The following is a 16661-nucleotide window of genomic DNA, read 5'->3' on the forward strand; positions in this document are numbered from 1 at the left end:
TGGACAACAGTTTTTTAGCGTGAAAGCCGGTCAGGCGACATCGAGGTCAATGTCAATGTCGTCGGCCGTCCCGCGATTTGATCCGCTAGCAACCGCGCCGAACCACAGGCCCAAGTCCAGCCACATGCGCCATGCCCAATGTTTAGCCACACGGAAGGGACTCCACTGGGACCCACTGCGGGCAGTCCATCGGTAGTGGCATGCCGCGTACCATGCCAGACTTGGGTCCCAGCTGGGTAATTGGCAGCTCCGGGAAAGTACAACTCCAGGGCCCGGTACATGGCGTTGACCACCTGCTCATGTTTGACCTGTGGTTTTGGGCCCAGTTCGGCTCCCGCGCTGACGCGGATTCGGTTGCCTAGGCGGTTAATAACCAAGTTGTCATGCAGCACATGCACTGCGCTGCGCGGTGCGTTCAAGGGCTCTCGTACGGCCACACTCAGTGCATAGCCATGCAGTTCTACCAGAGGAATGTGCAAGTGCTGTGTCGCCAGCAAGGGGCGTGGTACTTGACTGGTGCACAACACCACGTGATCGGCAGTGAATGTTTCGGCGCCTTGGGTGTTTAGCAACGTCAATGTAGGGTGTGACTGTTGGCCCAGGTCCTGCAGGTCTGCGCCGAATTGGTAATTCACTCCCATTTTTTGGGTGATGGCTTTTAGCTCCAGGGCAAACTGCCGACAGTTGACCACTTGGTCAGCGGACAAGTGCAGCGCAGCGTGGAAAGGGGCGGCGCTGTGCAGGGCCGGCTCCAGTTTGCGAGCCTCATCCGGACTGAGCACTTTGCATGCAATCTCCAGATTCTTGAGTGCTTCCAGGTCTGTCTGAAAACGTTGCAGTTCTTGCTCAGTGCGGACGAGCACCAATTGTCCTTCGCTGCGTTCGACCTCCATTTGGTTGTAATCGAGCACATGCGCTAAACGCTCCGCGCTGTATCGTCCCAGTTGCCGTGCAATGCCAAGTTGCTTGGCATGGGTCTCCGGTTTGTAGGCGTGAGTCCAACGTCGCAATGACTTCATCTGCTGCAAGGAGCGCCATGGACTGAGTGTTAATCGCCGACCCGTGTCCAGAAAACGCAAGACCGCGCTGCCTTTGGCACTGGGAAGTGCATAAGGTAAGAACATGCTTGGCGCGACAAGGCCGCTATTGGCAAAGCTTGCCTCCTCACAGGCGGCGGCAGATTTGTCAAAAACTGTGACTGTATGGCCGTCTGTTGCCAACTCATACGCCGTGGCTATGCCGACGACGCCGGCGCCCACTACTGCTATTTTCATCGTTACCTTCAGATACTTTGTCGCATGCTTTGCGCTTGCACTGAGTGCTATTTTTTCACAAGCGCGGGCAAATTTGGGCGCATTGGTGCGGTTTCGTGGGAAAAGCTGTCCTCTTGGCCAGCCTTTTGTCGGAATCTCCCGCGTGGTATACTCGATTGGCTTTGCTAGAGCTTTTTCCGCTATGGCAATGCAAATCACAAACCGGTTCACCAAGGTGTTGTGCCTGCTGCGTGCAGGGGCGATGTTCGGACCGGATTTAAGACCTAACCTTTGGAGTTAATCATGGCAGTTACTATGCGCGAAATGCTGGAAGCCGGCGTTCACTTTGGACATCAAACCCGCTTCTGGAATCCCAAAATGGCCCCGTTCATCTTTGGCCATCGCAACAAGATTCACATCATCAACTTGGAAAAATCCTTGCCGATGTTTCAGGAAGCTGCAAAGTTTGTGCGCCAGCTTTCGGCTAAGCGTGGCACCATTTTGATGGTGGGTACCAAGCGCCAAGCGCGTGAAATCCTGGCTACTGAAGCGCAGCGTGCGGGTGTTCCGTTTGTCGACCAGCGCTGGTTGGGTGGCATGCTGACCAATTTCAAGACTGTCAAAACATCCATCAAGCGCTTGAAGGACATGAAAGTTCAGCAAGAGGCCGGTTTGGAAAGCATGAGCAAAAAAGAGCAACTGATGTTTGCCCGTGAACTGGAGAAGCTGGAAAAAGACATCGGCGGCATCCAGGACATGAACACATTGCCTGACGCTATTTTCGTGATCGATGTGGGCTACCACAAAATTGCTATTGCCGAGGCGCGCAAGCTCGGCATTCCTTTGATCGGTGTCGTTGACTCCAATCACTCTCCCGAGGGCATCGATTACGTGATCCCCGGTAACGATGACTCCTCCAAGGCAGTCACTTTGTATGCCCGTGGTATCGCTGATGCGATTCTGGAAGGCCGTGCGAACGCCGTGGACGATGTGGTCAAGGCGGTCTCTGCTGAAAGCGAAGACGAATTCGTCGAAGTGAGTGAAGCTTCCGCCTAAGGCGCTGCGTCACCCTTCAAAAGGGGGCTTTGTTGCCCCTTTTTTTTAGCTCTTACTTAAACTACTGAATTACGGAGAATCCAAATGGCAGCAATTACAGCAAGCATGGTGGCAGAACTGCGCGGCAAGACCGATGCCCCGATGATGGAGTGCAAAAAAGCCCTGACCGAAGCTGAGGGCGATATGGCCAAAGCAGAAGAACTGTTGCGCGTAAAGCTGGGTAGCAAGGCTGGCAAGGCCGCAGCTCGCGTCACAGCAGAGGGCGTAGTCGCTACTGGGATGGACGGTGCCGCTGGTGCGCTGATCGAAGTCAACTGCGAAACCGACTTTGTGACTAAAAACGATAGCTTTTTGGCATTGGCCCACGCAGCAGCTTTGTTGGTGGCTAAGCACAATCCGGCCGATGTGGCGGCCTTGGGCGCTCTGGCCTACGAACAAGATGGTTTCGGCCCTACATTGGAAGATGTGCGTAAAGGTCTGATTGGCAAGATTGGCGAAAACATGACCTTCCGCCGTTTCAAGCGTTTTGATGGCTCGTCCAAACTGGCTTCCTACCTGCACGGCACCCGTATTGGCGTGGTGGTGGAGTTTGAAGGCGAAGAGGTGGCTGCCAAAGATGTGGCCATGCATGTGGCCGCTATGAAGCCTGTGTCTCTGTCCTCTGATCAAGTTCCTGCCGAGCTGGTGGAGCGTGAGCGTTCCGTGGCCGCCGCCAAGGCTGCCGAAGATGCCGCAGTGGCAACAGCGGCTGGCAAGCCCGTGCAGTCCGCTGACATCGTCGCCAAACGCATTGAAGGTGGCGTGCAGAAGTTCCTCAAGGAAGTGTCCCTGTTCAATCAGCCTTTCGTGAAAAACGACAAGCAGACCGTAGAGCAGATGCTGAAGGCAGTCAACACCACGGTGAAGGGTTTCACACTGTATGTGGTTGGCGAGGGCATTGAGAAGAAAGTGGATGACTTTGCGGCAGAAGTTGCTGCGCAAGTCGCTGCTGCCAAGCAAGCTGCTTGATTTCCAGACGTCGCCTATCACTATCCATTGTTCAGGAGTCGCCCATGAGCCAAAATCATCCCGCCTATAAGCGCATTTTGTTGAAGCTGTCGGGTGAGGCGCTCATGGGGGATGACCAGTTCGGGATCAATCGCGACACCATCGTTCGAATGGTGGATGAAATCGCCGAAGTCACGCGACTGGGGGTGGAGGTCGCGGTAGTGATTGGTGGCGGGAATATTTTTCGGGGTGTGGCGGGCGGTTCCGTCGGCATGGACCGTGCGACCGCAGACTACATGGGGATGTTGGCGACAGTGATGAATGCGCTGGCGCTCGGAGACACTATGAACAATGCCGGGCTCACTGCCCGTGTAATGTCAGCCATTGGCATTGAGCAGGTCGTCGAACCGTATGTCCGCCCTAAGGCCTTGCAGTACCTCGAAGAGGGCAAGGTCGTTATTTTTGCGGCAGGTACTGGAAATCCGTTCTTTACTACGGACACCGCTGCAGCATTGCGTGGCGCAGAAATCGGTGCCGAGATTGTGCTCAAAGCAACCAAGGTGGATGGTGTCTACTCTGCCGATCCCAAAAAGGATCCGGCTGCCACCCGTTATTCTCAGATCACATTTGATGCTGCAATGACGCAGAACTTGGGCATCATGGATGCCGCAGCATTTGCGTTGTGTCGCGACCAGAAGCTGCCCATCAAGGTCTTCTCTATCTTCAAACACGGCGCCCTCAAGCGCGTCGTCATGGGCGAAGATGAAGGCACATTGGTTCACGTTTGATTGCCAAGGAAGTCATCATGTCACTCGTCGATATCAAAACCAATCTTGAGACCAAGATGGACCAGTCCATCGCTGCCTTTAAGAATAATTTGACCAAAGTCCGTACAGGACGTGCCAATCCAGCGCTGTTGGACACTGTGCAAGTTGACTATTACGGCGCAATGCTACCCCTGAGCCAAGTTGCAAACCTGTCCTTGATTGATGCGCGAACGATCAGTGTTCAGCCATGGGAAAAGGGCATGAGCGCAAAGATTGAGAAAGCCATTCGTGAAAGTGATTTGGGCTTAAATCCTTCCAGTATGGGGGACTTGATTCGAGTGCCTATGCCGGCGATGACGGAAGAGCGTCGTCGCGAGTTGACAAAGGTGGTTCGTTCTGAAGGCGAGGCGGCAAAAATTGCTGTGCGCAACTTGCGGCGGGATGCCAACGAAGCTGTAAAGAAACTTGTCAAGGAAAAGCTCGCGTCGGAAGACGACCAGAAGCGCTCGGAAGCCGATGTTCAGAAGCTTACAGACAAGCACATCGCCGAAGTGGACAGGCTCGTTGCGTCCAAAGAGCAAGACATTATGGCCGTTTGACGCTCGGTTCCTCCATGGCACATCCCGATGCTGGGCCGCAGCATATAGCCATCGTGATGGATGGTAATGGACGTTGGGCCACTAAACGGTTTTTACCGCGTATTGCTGGTCACAAACAAGGTGTTGATAACTTAAAACGCATAGTGCGTGCTTGTGCGCAGCGACAAATTGCTGTGCTGACTGTATTTGCTTTTTCGTCTGAGAACTGGAGCCGGCCTCAGGAAGAAGTGACAGGTCTTATGGATCTTCTTGCGGGAGCATTGTCGCGGGAGGTATCCCAACTCAAGCAAGACGGTGTGCGTTTGCGATTTGTCGGTGATCGCTCTGGCTTGTCGGATCGTGTCCAAGCAGGCCTGACCCGTGCAGAGTTGGATACGATGGATAACCGTTTGTTGACACTCAATGTGTGTTTCAACTACGGCGGACGTTGGGAAATTGCGCAAGCCGCAGCTGATCTCGCTGCGCGTGGCGAGGCAATTACTGAAAGCTCCTTGTCCCAGGTATTGCTGCGGAACATTGAGTCAGATCCCGATCTCCTGATACGTACAGGAGGGGAGTTCCGTTTGAGCAATTTTCTGCTTTGGCAGGCCGCTTACACAGAGCTGCATTTCAGTCCGGCCTTTTGGCCGGATTTTGACGAACACGCGTTGGACTTGGCGATTACCGAATACCATGCCCGTGAACGGCGTTTTGGCAAAACGTCGGCCCAAGTAGCGCAAGCCAGCGTTCCACCTCTTTAAAAGGATACCCATGTTGCGGCAGCGCGTGATCACGGCTTTGTTGCTTCTGGCGGTGCTGCTGCCCGCCGTTTTTTATCCTCAGCCCTTGGCTTTTGCAGTCGTGGCGACACTTCTCATTGCGGCGGGTGGTTGGGAATGGGCTCGTTTGAATCAATTTGGCAATTTCGAAGCTTTAGTCACGGGTGTGGTTTGCGTCGCAGTGTGCACTGTATTGCTGTACTTTTCCGACGGAGATATGCCTGTGGCTGGCCTTTGGCTTGCTGTTGCTGCGCTGTGGGTTTTGGGGGGTAGCTGGTTGCTTGCCCGTGGTGCTGCAAGTTGGATATCACTTCCGAAGCCCGTTCGCTGGTCAGCCGGTGTGGCCTGTCTTTGCGCCGCTTGGTTGGCGGTCACGCAGGCGCGTGTAATAGGTATTAATTTCCTCTTTTCGGTCATGGTGTTGGTGTGGGTGGCTGACATCGCTGCATATTTTTCAGGCCGTCTGCTCGGGGGTAAATTGTTTGCTCGTAAGCTTGCCCCCACCATTAGTCCGGGTAAAACTTGGGAGGGGGTATTGGGTGGCTTGTTTGGGGTGGCGCTGTGTGCACTGCTCTGGATATTGGTGGAGCAACGTGTGCGTTTGGACAGTGTCAGCATTTACAGTCGGCTCTGGCAGCGGGGTGCGCTCGTCACTGCGGTAGCCATTGTGTGGATGGCGGCTTGGAGTGTAGTGGGAGATTTGGTGGAGTCACTGATCAAACGTAGCGCGGGCGTGAAGGACAGCAGCAACCTGTTGCCAGGCCATGGTGGTGTGTTGGACCGTTTGGATGCGCTGTTGCCCGTGCTTCCCATGGCCATGATGTTGCAGTCACTATGAGTGCCCTTCCACGTCGCATTGCCGTGCTAGGGGCGACAGGATCCATTGGCGTGAATACGCTGGATGTCATTGCGCGGCATCCGAACCAGTTCGAGGCATTTGTATTGACGGCCTCGACGAACGTTGAGGCAATGCTGGCCCAGTGCCTGCGCCACCGCCCTCAGTTTGCTGTAATGGTCAGTGAGCAGCATGCCGTTGAGTTGCGCACGCGTCTGCGTGGCGCTGGCGTATCCACTGAGGTACTCAGTGGCGCGACCGCCCTGGAAACCATGGCTTCGCATCCGGATGTAGATACGGTCATGGCTGCGATTGTGGGGGCAGCAGGGCTGCCATCGTGTATGGCGGCTGCACGGGCAGGTAAGCGTTTGCTCTTGGCCAACAAGGAAGCTTTGGTGGTGGGCGGACAGCTGTTCATGGATGCGGTGCTGTCCGGTGGTGCTACTTTGTTACCCATTGATAGCGAGCACTCCGCGATCTTCCAGTCGCTACCAGAAAGTCGTTCACTTTGGTCCACAACGGTGGACAAAATTATCCTCACTGCATCTGGCGGTCCTTTTCGCACGCGTGACCCTAAGACACTGTATCAGGTGACTCCCGAGCAAGCCTGTGCCCACCCCAACTGGGTAATGGGGCGGAAAATTTCGGTAGATTCGGCCACCATGATGAACAAGGCACTCGAAGTCATAGAGGCGCGTTACTTGTTCGGAATGCCCGCTGAACGGATTGAGGTGGTGATTCATCCGCAAAGTGTGATTCACTCCATGGTGCAGTTTATAGACAATTCCGTAGTTGCCCAGCTAGGAACCCCCGATATGCGTGGTCCGATTGCGTATGGATTGTCTTGGCCGCACCGCGTTGTGTCTGGATCTGCGGCCATTGATTTCTCCCAATTGGCTGGTTTGAGTTTTGAGGCCATTCATGCCCATGACCACTCGGAGCGCTTTCCTGGTTTGCAACTGGCTTGGGATGCCATGTCTGGTCCTCAGGGCACGACTGCCGTTCTCAATGCCGCCAATGAGATTGCAGTGGCAGCGTTTCTTGGGCGTGAGATTCGGTTCGACCAGATTCATCGGGTCAATATGGAAACTCTCGCCTCAACCAAATTTTCCGCCCCGCGGTCTATTGACGATCTTTTGGAGATTGATCAGTCGGCCAGGCAGATAGCCCAGCGGACCATATCTAGGCTGGCACCTTAACCACGAGGAGGCATTGCCATGCAAACGGCTGCTGCGTTCGTATTTGCACTTGCGATCTTGATTGCTGTGCATGAATGGGGGCACTACCGCGTGGCGGTGGCGTCAGGTGTCAAAGTTTTGCGCTTCTCGATAGGTTTTGGTCCGAAGATTTGGGGGTGGACCTCTCCGCGGTCTGGCACGGAGTTTGTGTTGTGTATGTTGCCTCTTGGCGGCTACGTAAAAATGCTAGATGGGCGCGAAGGCCCCGTAGACCATGCCGAGTCTCATCGCGCTTTTGACGCCCAAAGCTTGCGAATCCGCTCTTGCATTGTGGCCGCTGGTCCGCTGGCCAATTTGGTGCTGGCTATTATGCTCTATAGCATCGTCTACTGGTCTGGCTCCGTACAGTTGGATGCTGTGCTTTCTCGTCCGCTGGCCGGCTCTGTTGCGGCCCAAGCCGGGTTCGTGGGGGGGGAGCGTGTTTTGGCTGCTGGCACTGACCCCAGCACTATGGAGCACGTCCAGTCGTTTGAAGACTTTCGGTGGTGGTTGACGCAGGCCGCGCTGGCCAAAGCCAATTTGTTTGTTGAGTACCAAGAGTCTGCCTCTGCCACAGGAGATGCAGGTACCGTACTGAGACGCACACTGGACTTGGGTGCCTTGGACACGCGGCTTGCGGACGCCCGTCTCTTTCGCGCCATCGGCTGGCAGGGGCCTTTGTCGGCTGCGCTTATTGGGGATGTTGTTCCAGGTGGGGCCGCCGACTACGCGGGTTTGAAGGCAGGTGATTTAGTCACCCACGTGGACGACATTCCAATGGTGGACGCCGCGCAGCTGCGTGAACTGATTCGTTCGGCAGGCATTGCCAACCCTGTTGCTGCCCAGCGTTGGCAATTGGACCGTGATGGTCAGCGAGTTGTTCTATGGGTCAAGCCCCGCCAAGAGTCGGTGGATGGACAGTTGATCGGTCGAGTGAACGCAATGGTGGGTGACAAGCCTCTGACGGTAATGGTTCAATACGGCTTGTGGGAGGGTGTGGAGCGATCGCTGGTGCGCACCTGGGAAGTGTCTATATTGACGCTCAAAATGATGGGCAAGATGGTCGTCGGAGAAGCTTCCCTGAAGAACCTTAGTGGCCCCCTGACTATTGCTGATTACGCTGGTAAATCGGCGGCAGTGGGATGGTCCCAGTATTTGGTGTTTTTGGCACTGATCAGCATCAGCCTTGGTGTTCTGAATTTGCTGCCCATCCCGGTCCTCGATGGGGGACACCTGATGTATTATCTTTGGGAGTCGTTGACAGGGCGCCCTGTGTCTGATGCATGGATGGGTTTCCTGCAGCGTGCTGGCTTGGGTGTGCTCTTGGCAATGATGTCGATTGCGGTATTCAACGATGTGGCCCAACTCTTGAGTTGAGCGTGTGCCTACAGGCTGCGCAGCCCACACTTTTAGAACTGGCAACTATGTATTTCAAACGATCTTCTTTGCGCGCTGTCGCTTGCTCCTTGGCGATTGGGCTGGTGGCGCAAGCTGCGATGGCGCTGGAGCCATTTGCGGTCCGCGACATTCGCGTGGAGGGCTTGCAGAGGGTGGAAGCTGGAACCATTTTTGCGTCTTTGCCTGTGCGTGTGGGGGACACCTACACAGATGACAAAGCCGCAGCGTCTATCCGCGCTTTGTTCGGCTTGGGATTGTTCAAGGATGTCCGGATTGAAGCGAACAACGGCGTTTTAGTGGTTATTGTTGAAGAGCGTCCCACGGTCGCCGATGTGGACTTCACCGGCACCCGTGAGTTTGACAAGGACGTGCTCAAGAAAGCCTTGCGCGAAACTGGGCTGACTGAAGGACGGCCTTTTGACAAAGCCTTGGTAGACCGGGCTGAGCAAGAGCTCAAGCGCCAGTACATCAATAAAAGCATGTATGCCACCGAGGTTGTCACGACAGTGACGCCCATCGAGCGCAATCGCGTCAACTTGAGTTTTGCGGTTGTGGAGGGGGAGACCGCAAAAATCAATGACATCAAAATTGTGGGGGCCAACGCGTTTTCACAGAGCACTTTGCGGGATTTGTTTGATTCCGACACGGGTAATTGGTTGAGTTGGTACACCAAGTCCAACCGCTACTCGCGCACCAAGCTCAATGCAGATATTGAGTCTTTGCGCTCTTACTACCTTTCACGCGGCTACCTGGAGTTCAAAGTGGACTCCACGCAGGTTGCCATTTCCCCGAACAAACAGGACATTGATATCACCATCAACGTTACAGAGGGCGAGCGGTTTGTAGTCTCCAGCATCAAGCTGGCGGGCAATTACTTGGCCAAAGACGAAGAGTTTCAGTCCCTGATCGCGATCAAGGCCGGGGAGGCCTACAACGCGACCGAGGTAACACAAACGACCAAGGCCTTCAACGATTACTTTGCCAATTTCGGTTACGCCTTCGCGCGCACCGAAGCGCGGACTGACATTGATCGCACGACCAACCGCGTTGCGATTACGCTGGTTGCAGAGCCCTCTCGCAGGGTGTATGTGCGGCGTATCAATGTGGCTGGCAACGACCGTACGCGCGATGAAGTGATTCGCCGTGAATTTCGACAACTGGAGGCGGCGTGGTACGACGGTGAAAAAATCCGCCAGTCCCGCAATCGTGTTGACCGCTTGGGGTACTTTACAGAAGTCGGTATCGAAACGCAGGAGGTGTCTGGAGCGCCGGACCAGGTGGACCTGACTGTAAACGTGACTGAGAAGCCCACCGGCAGCATCAGTCTGGGGGCCGGTATTTCGAGCGCGGATGGCTTGGGTTTGTCTTTCGGCTTCAAGCAGGAAAACGCATTTGGTTCGGGTAATTCTCTTGGGGTAGAGATCAACACAAGCAAGACCAACCGTACGGTGGTCTTCAGTACCACCAACCCCTACTTCACAGAAGATGGCGTGTCGCGCTCGATTGACGTGTACCAACGTACGTCTCGTCCTTATGACGATGTCGATACCTATGCGATCGAAACCACAGGCGCGGCTGTGCGCTTTGGGATTCCATTTACCGATTCGGACACCGTATACCTAGGCGTTGGTGCAGACCGCACCCGCATCATTCCCGGTACGTTGTTGCCAACCGTCTACCAAGATTACGCGAACGAATTTGGCTACAGCAGCACAGCACTGCCGTTTACGCTTGGTTGGTCACGTGACACGCGTGACAGTGCCTTGGTACCCAGCACAGGCAAGGTGCTGCGTACCAGCGCGGAATGGAGTGTTGGCGGCGATTTGCGGTACGCACGTGGTACGGCGCAGTATCAGCAGTTCTTCCCCATTTCCCGCAAGGTCACTGCAGCCTTTAACTCAGAGATCGCATTGGGAGCTGCGACTGGCAGCACCACCTATCCGGTGTTTAAAAACTATTACGCGGGCGGCTTGGGCTCCGTGCGGGGTTTTGAGCAGGGCAGCCTGACCACTGCAGCTCAGCGTGCGGGGTCCTTGACAGCCACTGGCGGCACAAAGCGCATCACCTTCAATGGAGAACTGCTTGCGCCACTGCCCGGTGGCGGCAACGACCGTACCTTGCGTGTGTACGGTTTTGTGGATGCCGGTGGCATTTACGGGGCTGACGAATCTATCCAGCTGGGCGACATGCGATCTTCGTTTGGTGTGGGTATCAGCTGGATTTCTCCGGTGGGCCCTCTGCGTTTGGCATTTGCCCGTCCCATTACCAAATTTGAAGGCGATAAAATCCAAGGTCTTCAATTCCAGATCGGAACAACTTTCTAATGAAACACTTCAAAGCAATGTGGGCCGCAGCACTGGTTCTGGCATTTGCCGCCGTGGGTGCCCATGCCCAGGACTCCAAGATCGGGTACATCAACACCCAGCGCATCACCAGTGAGTCGGGGCCGGCAAAGGCCGCCCAAGCGAAGTTGGAGCAAGAGTTTTCCAAGCGTCAAAAAGAGTTGGCAGATCAACAGCAGTCGCTTAAAACTATGAGCGACCGCTTCGAGCGTGATGCTCCCACGCTGACCGAAACCCAGCGCGTGACACGCCAGAAAGAATTCGCCGAACAAAATCGTGATTTTCAGCGCAAGCAACGTGAGTTTCAAGAGGACCTGAATGGTCGCCGCAACGAAGAGTTGCAGCAGGTTTTGGACAAGGCCAACAAGGCGGTTAAGCAAGTAGCCGAAGCCGAGAAATACGACTTGGTGATTCAAGAGGTGGTGTACAGCAACGCACGCCATGACATTACCGAGAAGGTTCTCAAGATTCTCAATAACGGCACCAAGTAAGTCTTGGATCGCCGCGCGCGGGGGGAGTGTATGGATCTTGCCTCCATAGTGCGAGTATTGGGTGGTCAGCTGCACGGAGATCCGGCAATCCCAATCCAAGGGCTGGCACCGTTGGAAACGGCCGGGCCCCAAGAGTTGAGCTTTCTTAGCAACCCCAAGTACCAGCAGCAACTGGCGGCCTCCGGGGCCGCTTGTGTCATTGTGTCACCCGCCATGCAAGAGGTGGCGCTGGTACGGGGGGCGTGTATCGTCACCTCACAGCCCTATCTCTACTTTGCCAAGGTGACACAGCTTTGGAAGCTGCATCGCAGCCAGCAAGGTGACGTGGCACCACAACCCCAGGTGCATCCCAGCGCCGTGATAGACGCAACTGCCACTGTGGATGCGACGGCACGGATAGGCCCGCTATGCGTGGTCGAGGCAGGTGCCCGTATTGGTGCCGATACGGTTCTCAAGTCCCGCGTCACAGTGGGTGAGGACTGTGTGGTCGGCGAACGCTGCCTGTTGCACTCTGGGGTCGTCGTTGGTGCCGATGGCTTTGGCTTTGCCCCTGATGGCGAGCGCTGGGAAAAAATAGAGCAGCTGGGGGCCGTACAGATTGGCAACGATGTGGAGATTGGTGCCAACACCTGCATTGACCGTGGTGCCTTGCAAGACACGGTCATTGAAGATGGCGTCAAGCTCGATAACCTCATCCAGATCGGACACAACGTACGCGTAGGCCGTAACACTGCCATGGCTGGTTGCGTCGGCGTGGCGGGGTCGGCCACCATCGGCCCCAACTGCACCATCGGTGGCGGCGCCATCGTGTTGGGGCATTTGAAGGTGGGGGCGGGGGTGCATATTTCTGCGGCCACGGTAGTCAGCAAATCGATTTTGAAGCCCGGTCAGTACACCGGCATGTTCCCGATTGACGAGAACGCCTCGTGGGAGCGCAATGCAGCAACGCTCAAGCAGTTGCACAGCCTGCGCGACCGTATCAAAACCTTGGAAAAAGAGTTACAAAAATCATGATGGACATCCACAAAATCCTCAAGCAATTGCCCCACCGCTATCCCTTTCTGTTAGTGGATCGTGTGGTTGCGCTGGACAAGGGCAAGACGATCAAGGCACTGAAGAATGTCACCATCAACGAACCTTTTTTTGAGGGCCATTTTCCGCATCGCCCCGTCATGCCGGGTGTGTTGATGCTGGAAGCGCTTGCGCAGGCCGCAGCCCTGCTGGCATTTGATGCACTGGACACCGCACCCAATGACCAGATGGTGTATTACTTTGCCGGCATTGACGGTGCGCGTTTCAAGCGCCCCGTAGAGCCGGGTGACCAGTTGATGTTGAATGTGGAAATGCTGCGTATGAAGGCTGGCATCTTCAAGTTCAAAGCCAGTGCCACCGTGGGTGACGAATTGGCCTGCGAGGCAGAGCTCACCTGCGCCATGCGCAGCATTGCCTGAGGAGTCGGCGCGTGAGCAATATCCACGCCACTGCCATCGTGGACCCTCAGGCCGAGCTCGACAGTTCGGTGACTATTGGGCCCTACAGCATCATTGGTCCTCATGTTCGTATTGGCGCTGGTACCGCGGTAGGGGCGCACTGCGTCATTGAAGGCCACACCACGATTGGCCGCGATAACCGCATCTTCCAGTTCAACTCGTTGGGTGCGATTCCACAAGACAAGAAGTACGCGGGTGAGCCTTGTGAGCTCATCATCGGTGACCGCAATACCATTCGCGAATTCTGTACCTTCAACATCGGCTCGCCTGGCGATGTTGGCAAGACAGTGCTGGGTAATGACAACTGGGTCATGGCCTATGTACACCTTGCACATGATTGCTTGGTGGGCAACAACACCATCTTCGCCAACAACTCGCAGCTGGCTGGCCATGTGCACATCGATGACTGGGTAATCCTGGGCGGCTTTACCGTGGTACACCAATTTGTGCGCGTGGGCGCCCACGCCATGACGGCGATGTGCTCCCTGCTGTTTGCCGATGTGCCACCTTTCGTAATGTGCCAGGGCCAGCCTGCGGGTGCTCGTTCCATGAACTTCGAAGGGCTGCGCCGCCGTGGTTTCTCGGCTGAACGCATCAGCGGTGTCAAGGCCATGCACAAGGCTCTGTACCGTGACGACCTGACGCTGGAACAGGCGCGATTGCGCATTGCAGAGCTGGAAGCCGCGAATCCCGCGACCTCCCCCGACGTGGCCATGATGAATGGCTTTCTGGACGGTGTTTCGGCCCAACGCGGCATCGTGCGCTAGGCATGGCAGCTGCTTCGTCGGCCCCCGCGCTGGCCATGGTGGCCGGCGAGGCCTCCGGCGATCTGCTGGCTGGCCTTTTGCTGCAGGGCGTACGTCAACGTTGGCCTGCGCTGACCACCCATGGCATCGGCGGCCCACAGATGGCCAAGCAGGGCTTTGCCGCCTGGTGGCCGCACCACAAGCTGGCCGTGCATGGCTTCAGCTGGGAGTTGCTCAAACGCTACCGCGAGATCGTGGGCATACGCCAGCAGTTGGGCGACCGCTTGCTGCAGCAACGGCCCGACGTCTTCATCGGCGTGGATGCGCCCGATTTCAATCTGGACCTGGAAGCCCGCCTCAAGGGGCAGGGCGTCAAGACGGTGCATTTCGTTTGCCCCTCCGTCTGGGCGTGGCGCCCGGAGCGGGTCGAAAAGATCTACCGCAGCGCGGACCACGTGCTGTGCCTCTTCCCCTTTGAGCCAGCCTTGCTGGCAGCCCACGGCATCGATGCCACCTATGTGGGTCACCCACTGGCCAATGTGATCCCCATGGAGCCGGACAAGGCCGCCGCACGCCGAGCGCTGGGCTTGGCGGATGAGGACAAAGTAGTTGCCATCCTGCCGGGCAGCCGGCAGTCCGAGATCCGGCACCTGGCTTTGCGCTTCTTTCGGGCTGCAGCCATTGTCCAATCTGCGCAAGCAGCTACCAAATTCATAGTGCCATGCGTGCCGGGCTTGATGCCTGAAATCGAAAGTCTGGCACAACAAAGCGGTATGCAAGGGCGTTTGCAGCTGCTCTCTGGCCAGTCGCATACCGCGCTGGCCGCTTGCGACGTCACGCTGATTGCCAGCGGCACAGCGACTTTGGAGGCTGCACTGTTCAAGCGCCCCATGGTCATTGGCTATCACATGACCTGGTTGTCCTGGCAGATCATGCGGCGCAAGCGACTGCAGCCGTGGGTCGGTCTGCCCAACATCTTGTGCGAGCGTTTTGTGGTACCCGAGCTATTGCAGGATGCCGCTACGCCCGAGGCGCTGGCCCATGAAGTCTTGGCTTGGCTGGATGCCCCGTACCACAACCCTGCGAAAATGGCGGACTTGTATTCCACCTTTTCTGCCCTGCATGCCACGCTGCAGCGCGACACTGCCACCCTTGCCGCTGATGCCATCGAAAAAGTCCTCCAAGCCTGAGCCCGCCCATCAGGTTGCCTTCGCCTGGGATCTGCCCGGGCTCATCGCGGGGGTAGACGAGGCCGGCCGCGGCCCACTGGCCGGACCGGTGGTCGCGGCTGCTGTCATTTTGGACGACCTGAACCCCATTGCCGGGCTGAACGACTCCAAGAAGCTCAGTGCTGCGCGCCGAGAAAAACTGTTTGATGAAATCCGGGCCAAGGCCCTGTGCTGCTCGATCGCGCAGGCCAGTGTGGAGGAGATCGACGAGATCAACATCCTGCAGGCCACGATGCTGGCCATGCGCCGCGCGGTGGAGGGCCTTCGCCTGAAGCCCGCCAAGGTACTGGTGGATGGCAACCGCCTGCCGGTGCTGGATGTGCTGGCAGAGGCCATTGTGAAGGGCGACGCCACCGTGCCTGCCATTTCAGCCGCCTCCATCTTGGCCAAAGTCACGCGGGACCGCTGGTGCGCCCAGCTGGACCAGCAGTATCCGCAGTACGGCTTTGCCGGCCACAAGGGCTACGGCACGGCCGAACACTTGGCGGCGCTACAAGCCCACGGTGCTTGCCCTGAGCACCGCAAAACGTTTGCACCTGTCACCCAAGTGCTGGGTGTGACGCGATGAGCGAGCCCGTCTTGATCACCTCCCGCGAAAACGTGCTGCTCAAGGAGCTGCGCAAGCTCAGCACGGACAACACCGCCTACCGCAAGGCCGGGCGCTACTGGGTCGAAGGCGACCACCTCTGCAGCGCCGCACTGCTGCGTGGTCTGCAACCTGCTGTTTTGGTAGTTTCAGAGTCATTTTGGCCTATGGCCCCCGTCGAATATGCGCGAGCAGCTATCAAAATAGTAGTAATTCCGGATGTGATGTTCCGTGAATTGAGTGGCCTGGAGTCGCCTGCCAAGGTGGGCTTTGTGCTGGAGCTGCCGCAGGACATCGCGCTCCAGCCACGTGTGGCCACCGTTATCCTGGACCGCGTGCAGGATGCGGGCAATGTGGGCTCCATCCTGCGCAGTGCCGGTGCTTTTGGGTTTCGCCAGGTGCTGGCGCTCAAGGGCACGGCCGCGCTCTGGAGCCCCAAAGTACTACGAGCCGGCATGGGGGCGCACTTTGGCTTGCAACTCATTGAGGGGCTGGAGCTCGCCGATATGGATACCTTGGCCGTTCCCTTGGTTGTCACCAGTTCCCACCAAGGGGAATTGGTGCAGACGCTGGACTTGCCCCATCCCTGCGCCTGGGCCATGGGCCATGAAGGGCAGGGTGTTTCCAGCGAACTCATGGCGCGCGCCAGCGTATTCGTCCGGATTGGTCAGCCCGGCGGCGAGGAGTCCCTAAATGTGGCCGCCGCGGCAGCTATTTGCCTGCACGCTAGCAGTTTGAAGCTTGCCTGAAACTGAATTCGGGTTTGCCCTCGGTTATAATCAGAGGCTTTCCAGAAAACAGCCGTCCCAAGCGCAACTCTGCACATTCCCTCGTAAAAAGCATCCGCCAGGAGTCATCTCCCGCGCGGCACCCGCCAAGAGCCTGTCTTGAGCGCGTTTGGGCGTAC

The 16661-nt window shown here is 56.7% G+C and carries 17 protein-coding genes; 16 read left to right on the forward strand and 1 reads right to left on the reverse strand.

Annotated elements, in window-relative coordinates:
* Positions 1 to 14 precede the first annotated feature (14 nt).
* Positions 15 to 1484, reverse strand: coding sequence for an FAD-dependent oxidoreductase (locus CHU94_RS11760; protein WP_141211452.1), 1470 nt, complete (start codon positions 1482 to 1484; stop codon positions 15 to 17).
* Positions 1485 to 1556: 72 nt separating this feature from the next.
* Here CHU94_RS11760 and rpsB point away from each other — a divergent pair, with 72 nt between their 5' ends.
* The 16 genes from rpsB (at position 1557) to CHU94_RS11840 (ending at position 16503) form a co-directional block, all read left to right on the forward strand.
* Positions 1557 to 2309 carry a 30S ribosomal protein S2 gene (rpsB, locus tag CHU94_RS11765; RefSeq protein ID WP_094480046.1) on the forward strand — a complete coding sequence of 251 codons (753 nt, stop codon included), beginning with the start codon at positions 1557 to 1559 and terminating at the stop codon, positions 2307 to 2309.
* 84 nt (positions 2310 to 2393) lie between these two features.
* Positions 2394 to 3317: a translation elongation factor Ts gene (gene tsf / locus CHU94_RS11770; protein WP_094480048.1), complete on the forward strand. Its 924-nt coding sequence runs from the start codon at positions 2394 to 2396 to the stop codon at positions 3315 to 3317.
* Between the two features lie 44 nt (positions 3318 to 3361).
* Positions 3362 to 4084, forward strand: a complete 723-nt coding sequence (gene pyrH, locus CHU94_RS11775; RefSeq protein ID WP_094480050.1) for a UMP kinase — start codon at positions 3362 to 3364, stop codon at positions 4082 to 4084.
* Positions 4085 to 4101: 17 nt separating this feature from the next.
* Entirely contained in the window at positions 4102 to 4662 is a 561-nt protein-coding gene (gene frr / locus CHU94_RS11780) for a ribosome recycling factor (RefSeq protein ID WP_094481034.1), read from the forward strand.
* Positions 4663 to 4676: 14 nt separating this feature from the next.
* Positions 4677 to 5402: a polyprenyl diphosphate synthase gene (uppS, locus tag CHU94_RS11785; RefSeq protein ID WP_094480052.1), complete on the forward strand. Its 726-nt coding sequence runs from the start codon at positions 4677 to 4679 to the stop codon at positions 5400 to 5402.
* 10 nt (positions 5403 to 5412) lie between these two features.
* Positions 5413 to 6258: a phosphatidate cytidylyltransferase gene (locus tag CHU94_RS11790; RefSeq protein WP_094480054.1), complete on the forward strand. Its 846-nt coding sequence runs from the start codon at positions 5413 to 5415 to the stop codon at positions 6256 to 6258.
* Entirely contained in the window at positions 6255 to 7454 is a 1200-nt protein-coding gene (gene ispC, locus CHU94_RS11795) for a 1-deoxy-D-xylulose-5-phosphate reductoisomerase (protein WP_094480056.1), read from the forward strand. The genes CHU94_RS11790 and ispC overlap by 4 nt, the downstream gene beginning before the upstream one ends.
* 18 nt (positions 7455 to 7472) lie before the next feature.
* Positions 7473 to 8849, forward strand: coding sequence for an RIP metalloprotease RseP (gene rseP, locus CHU94_RS11800; protein WP_094480058.1), 1377 nt, complete (start codon positions 7473 to 7475; stop codon positions 8847 to 8849).
* A 47-nt stretch (positions 8850 to 8896) separates the two neighbouring features.
* Complete coding sequence (gene bamA / locus CHU94_RS11805) at positions 8897 to 11194, forward strand: outer membrane protein assembly factor BamA (RefSeq protein ID WP_094480060.1); 2298 nt, start codon at positions 8897 to 8899, stop codon at positions 11192 to 11194.
* Positions 11194 to 11703, forward strand: a complete 510-nt coding sequence (locus CHU94_RS11810; RefSeq protein WP_094480062.1) for an OmpH family outer membrane protein — start codon at positions 11194 to 11196, stop codon at positions 11701 to 11703. Before bamA ends, CHU94_RS11810 begins: the two co-directional genes overlap by 1 nt.
* Before the next feature lie 30 nt (positions 11704 to 11733).
* Positions 11734 to 12717, forward strand: a complete 984-nt coding sequence (gene lpxD, locus CHU94_RS11815; protein ID WP_094480064.1) for a UDP-3-O-(3-hydroxymyristoyl)glucosamine N-acyltransferase — start codon at positions 11734 to 11736, stop codon at positions 12715 to 12717.
* Positions 12714 to 13154, forward strand: a complete 441-nt coding sequence (gene fabZ, locus CHU94_RS11820) for a 3-hydroxyacyl-ACP dehydratase FabZ (RefSeq protein WP_094480066.1) — start codon at positions 12714 to 12716, stop codon at positions 13152 to 13154. Before lpxD ends, fabZ begins: the two co-directional genes overlap by 4 nt.
* An 11-nt stretch (positions 13155 to 13165) precedes the next feature.
* Positions 13166 to 13960 (forward strand): acyl-ACP--UDP-N-acetylglucosamine O-acyltransferase, encoded by a 795-nt coding sequence (lpxA, locus tag CHU94_RS11825; RefSeq protein WP_094480068.1) that lies wholly within the window; start codon positions 13166 to 13168, stop codon positions 13958 to 13960.
* 2 nt (positions 13961 to 13962) lie between these two features.
* Positions 13963 to 15129, forward strand: coding sequence for a lipid-A-disaccharide synthase (gene lpxB, locus CHU94_RS11830; RefSeq protein ID WP_255033930.1), 1167 nt, complete (start codon positions 13963 to 13965; stop codon positions 15127 to 15129).
* Positions 15101 to 15736: a ribonuclease HII gene (rnhB, locus tag CHU94_RS11835; RefSeq protein ID WP_094480070.1), complete on the forward strand. Its 636-nt coding sequence runs from the start codon at positions 15101 to 15103 to the stop codon at positions 15734 to 15736. Before lpxB ends, rnhB begins: the two co-directional genes overlap by 29 nt.
* A complete protein-coding gene (locus CHU94_RS11840; protein WP_094480072.1) occupies positions 15733 to 16503 on the forward strand; it encodes an RNA methyltransferase in 771 nt (256 codons plus the stop codon). Before rnhB ends, CHU94_RS11840 begins: the two co-directional genes overlap by 4 nt.
* Positions 16504 to 16661 lie beyond the last annotated feature (158 nt).

It is taken from the genome of Rhodoferax sp. TH121 (genome assembly GCF_002251855.1).
Taxonomy (GTDB): domain Bacteria; phylum Pseudomonadota; class Gammaproteobacteria; order Burkholderiales; family Burkholderiaceae_C; genus Allorhodoferax.

Bases quoted from the DNA above. Each gene is read 5' to 3' on its own strand.
- pyrH (WP_094480050.1), top strand. From the start codon at position 3,362: ATGAGCCAAAATCATCCCGCCTATAAGCGCATTTTGTTGAAGCTGTCG.
- fabZ (WP_094480066.1), top strand. From the start codon at position 12,714: ATGATGGACATCCACAAAATCCTCAAGCAATTGCCCCACCGCTATCCC.
- lpxB (WP_255033930.1), top strand. From the start codon at position 13,963: ATGGCAGCTGCTTCGTCGGCCCCCGCGCTGGCCATGGTGGCCGGCGAG.
- rpsB (WP_094480046.1), top strand. From the start codon at position 1,557: ATGGCAGTTACTATGCGCGAAATGCTGGAAGCCGGCGTTCACTTTGGA.
- CHU94_RS11790 (WP_094480054.1), top strand. From the start codon at position 5,413: ATGTTGCGGCAGCGCGTGATCACGGCTTTGTTGCTTCTGGCGGTGCTG.
- CHU94_RS11810 (WP_094480062.1), top strand. From the start codon at position 11,194: ATGAAACACTTCAAAGCAATGTGGGCCGCAGCACTGGTTCTGGCATTT.
- rseP (WP_094480058.1), top strand. From the start codon at position 7,473: ATGCAAACGGCTGCTGCGTTCGTATTTGCACTTGCGATCTTGATTGCT.
- ispC (WP_094480056.1), top strand. From the start codon at position 6,255: ATGAGTGCCCTTCCACGTCGCATTGCCGTGCTAGGGGCGACAGGATCC.
- tsf (WP_094480048.1), top strand. From the start codon at position 2,394: ATGGCAGCAATTACAGCAAGCATGGTGGCAGAACTGCGCGGCAAGACC.
- bamA (WP_094480060.1), top strand. From the start codon at position 8,897: ATGTATTTCAAACGATCTTCTTTGCGCGCTGTCGCTTGCTCCTTGGCG.
- CHU94_RS11840 (WP_094480072.1), top strand. From the start codon at position 15,733: ATGAGCGAGCCCGTCTTGATCACCTCCCGCGAAAACGTGCTGCTCAAG.
- uppS (WP_094480052.1), top strand. From the start codon at position 4,677: ATGGCACATCCCGATGCTGGGCCGCAGCATATAGCCATCGTGATGGAT.
- rnhB (WP_094480070.1), top strand. From the start codon at position 15,101: ATGCCATCGAAAAAGTCCTCCAAGCCTGAGCCCGCCCATCAGGTTGCC.
- frr (WP_094481034.1), top strand. From the start codon at position 4,102: ATGTCACTCGTCGATATCAAAACCAATCTTGAGACCAAGATGGACCAG.
- lpxD (WP_094480064.1), top strand. From the start codon at position 11,734: ATGGATCTTGCCTCCATAGTGCGAGTATTGGGTGGTCAGCTGCACGGA.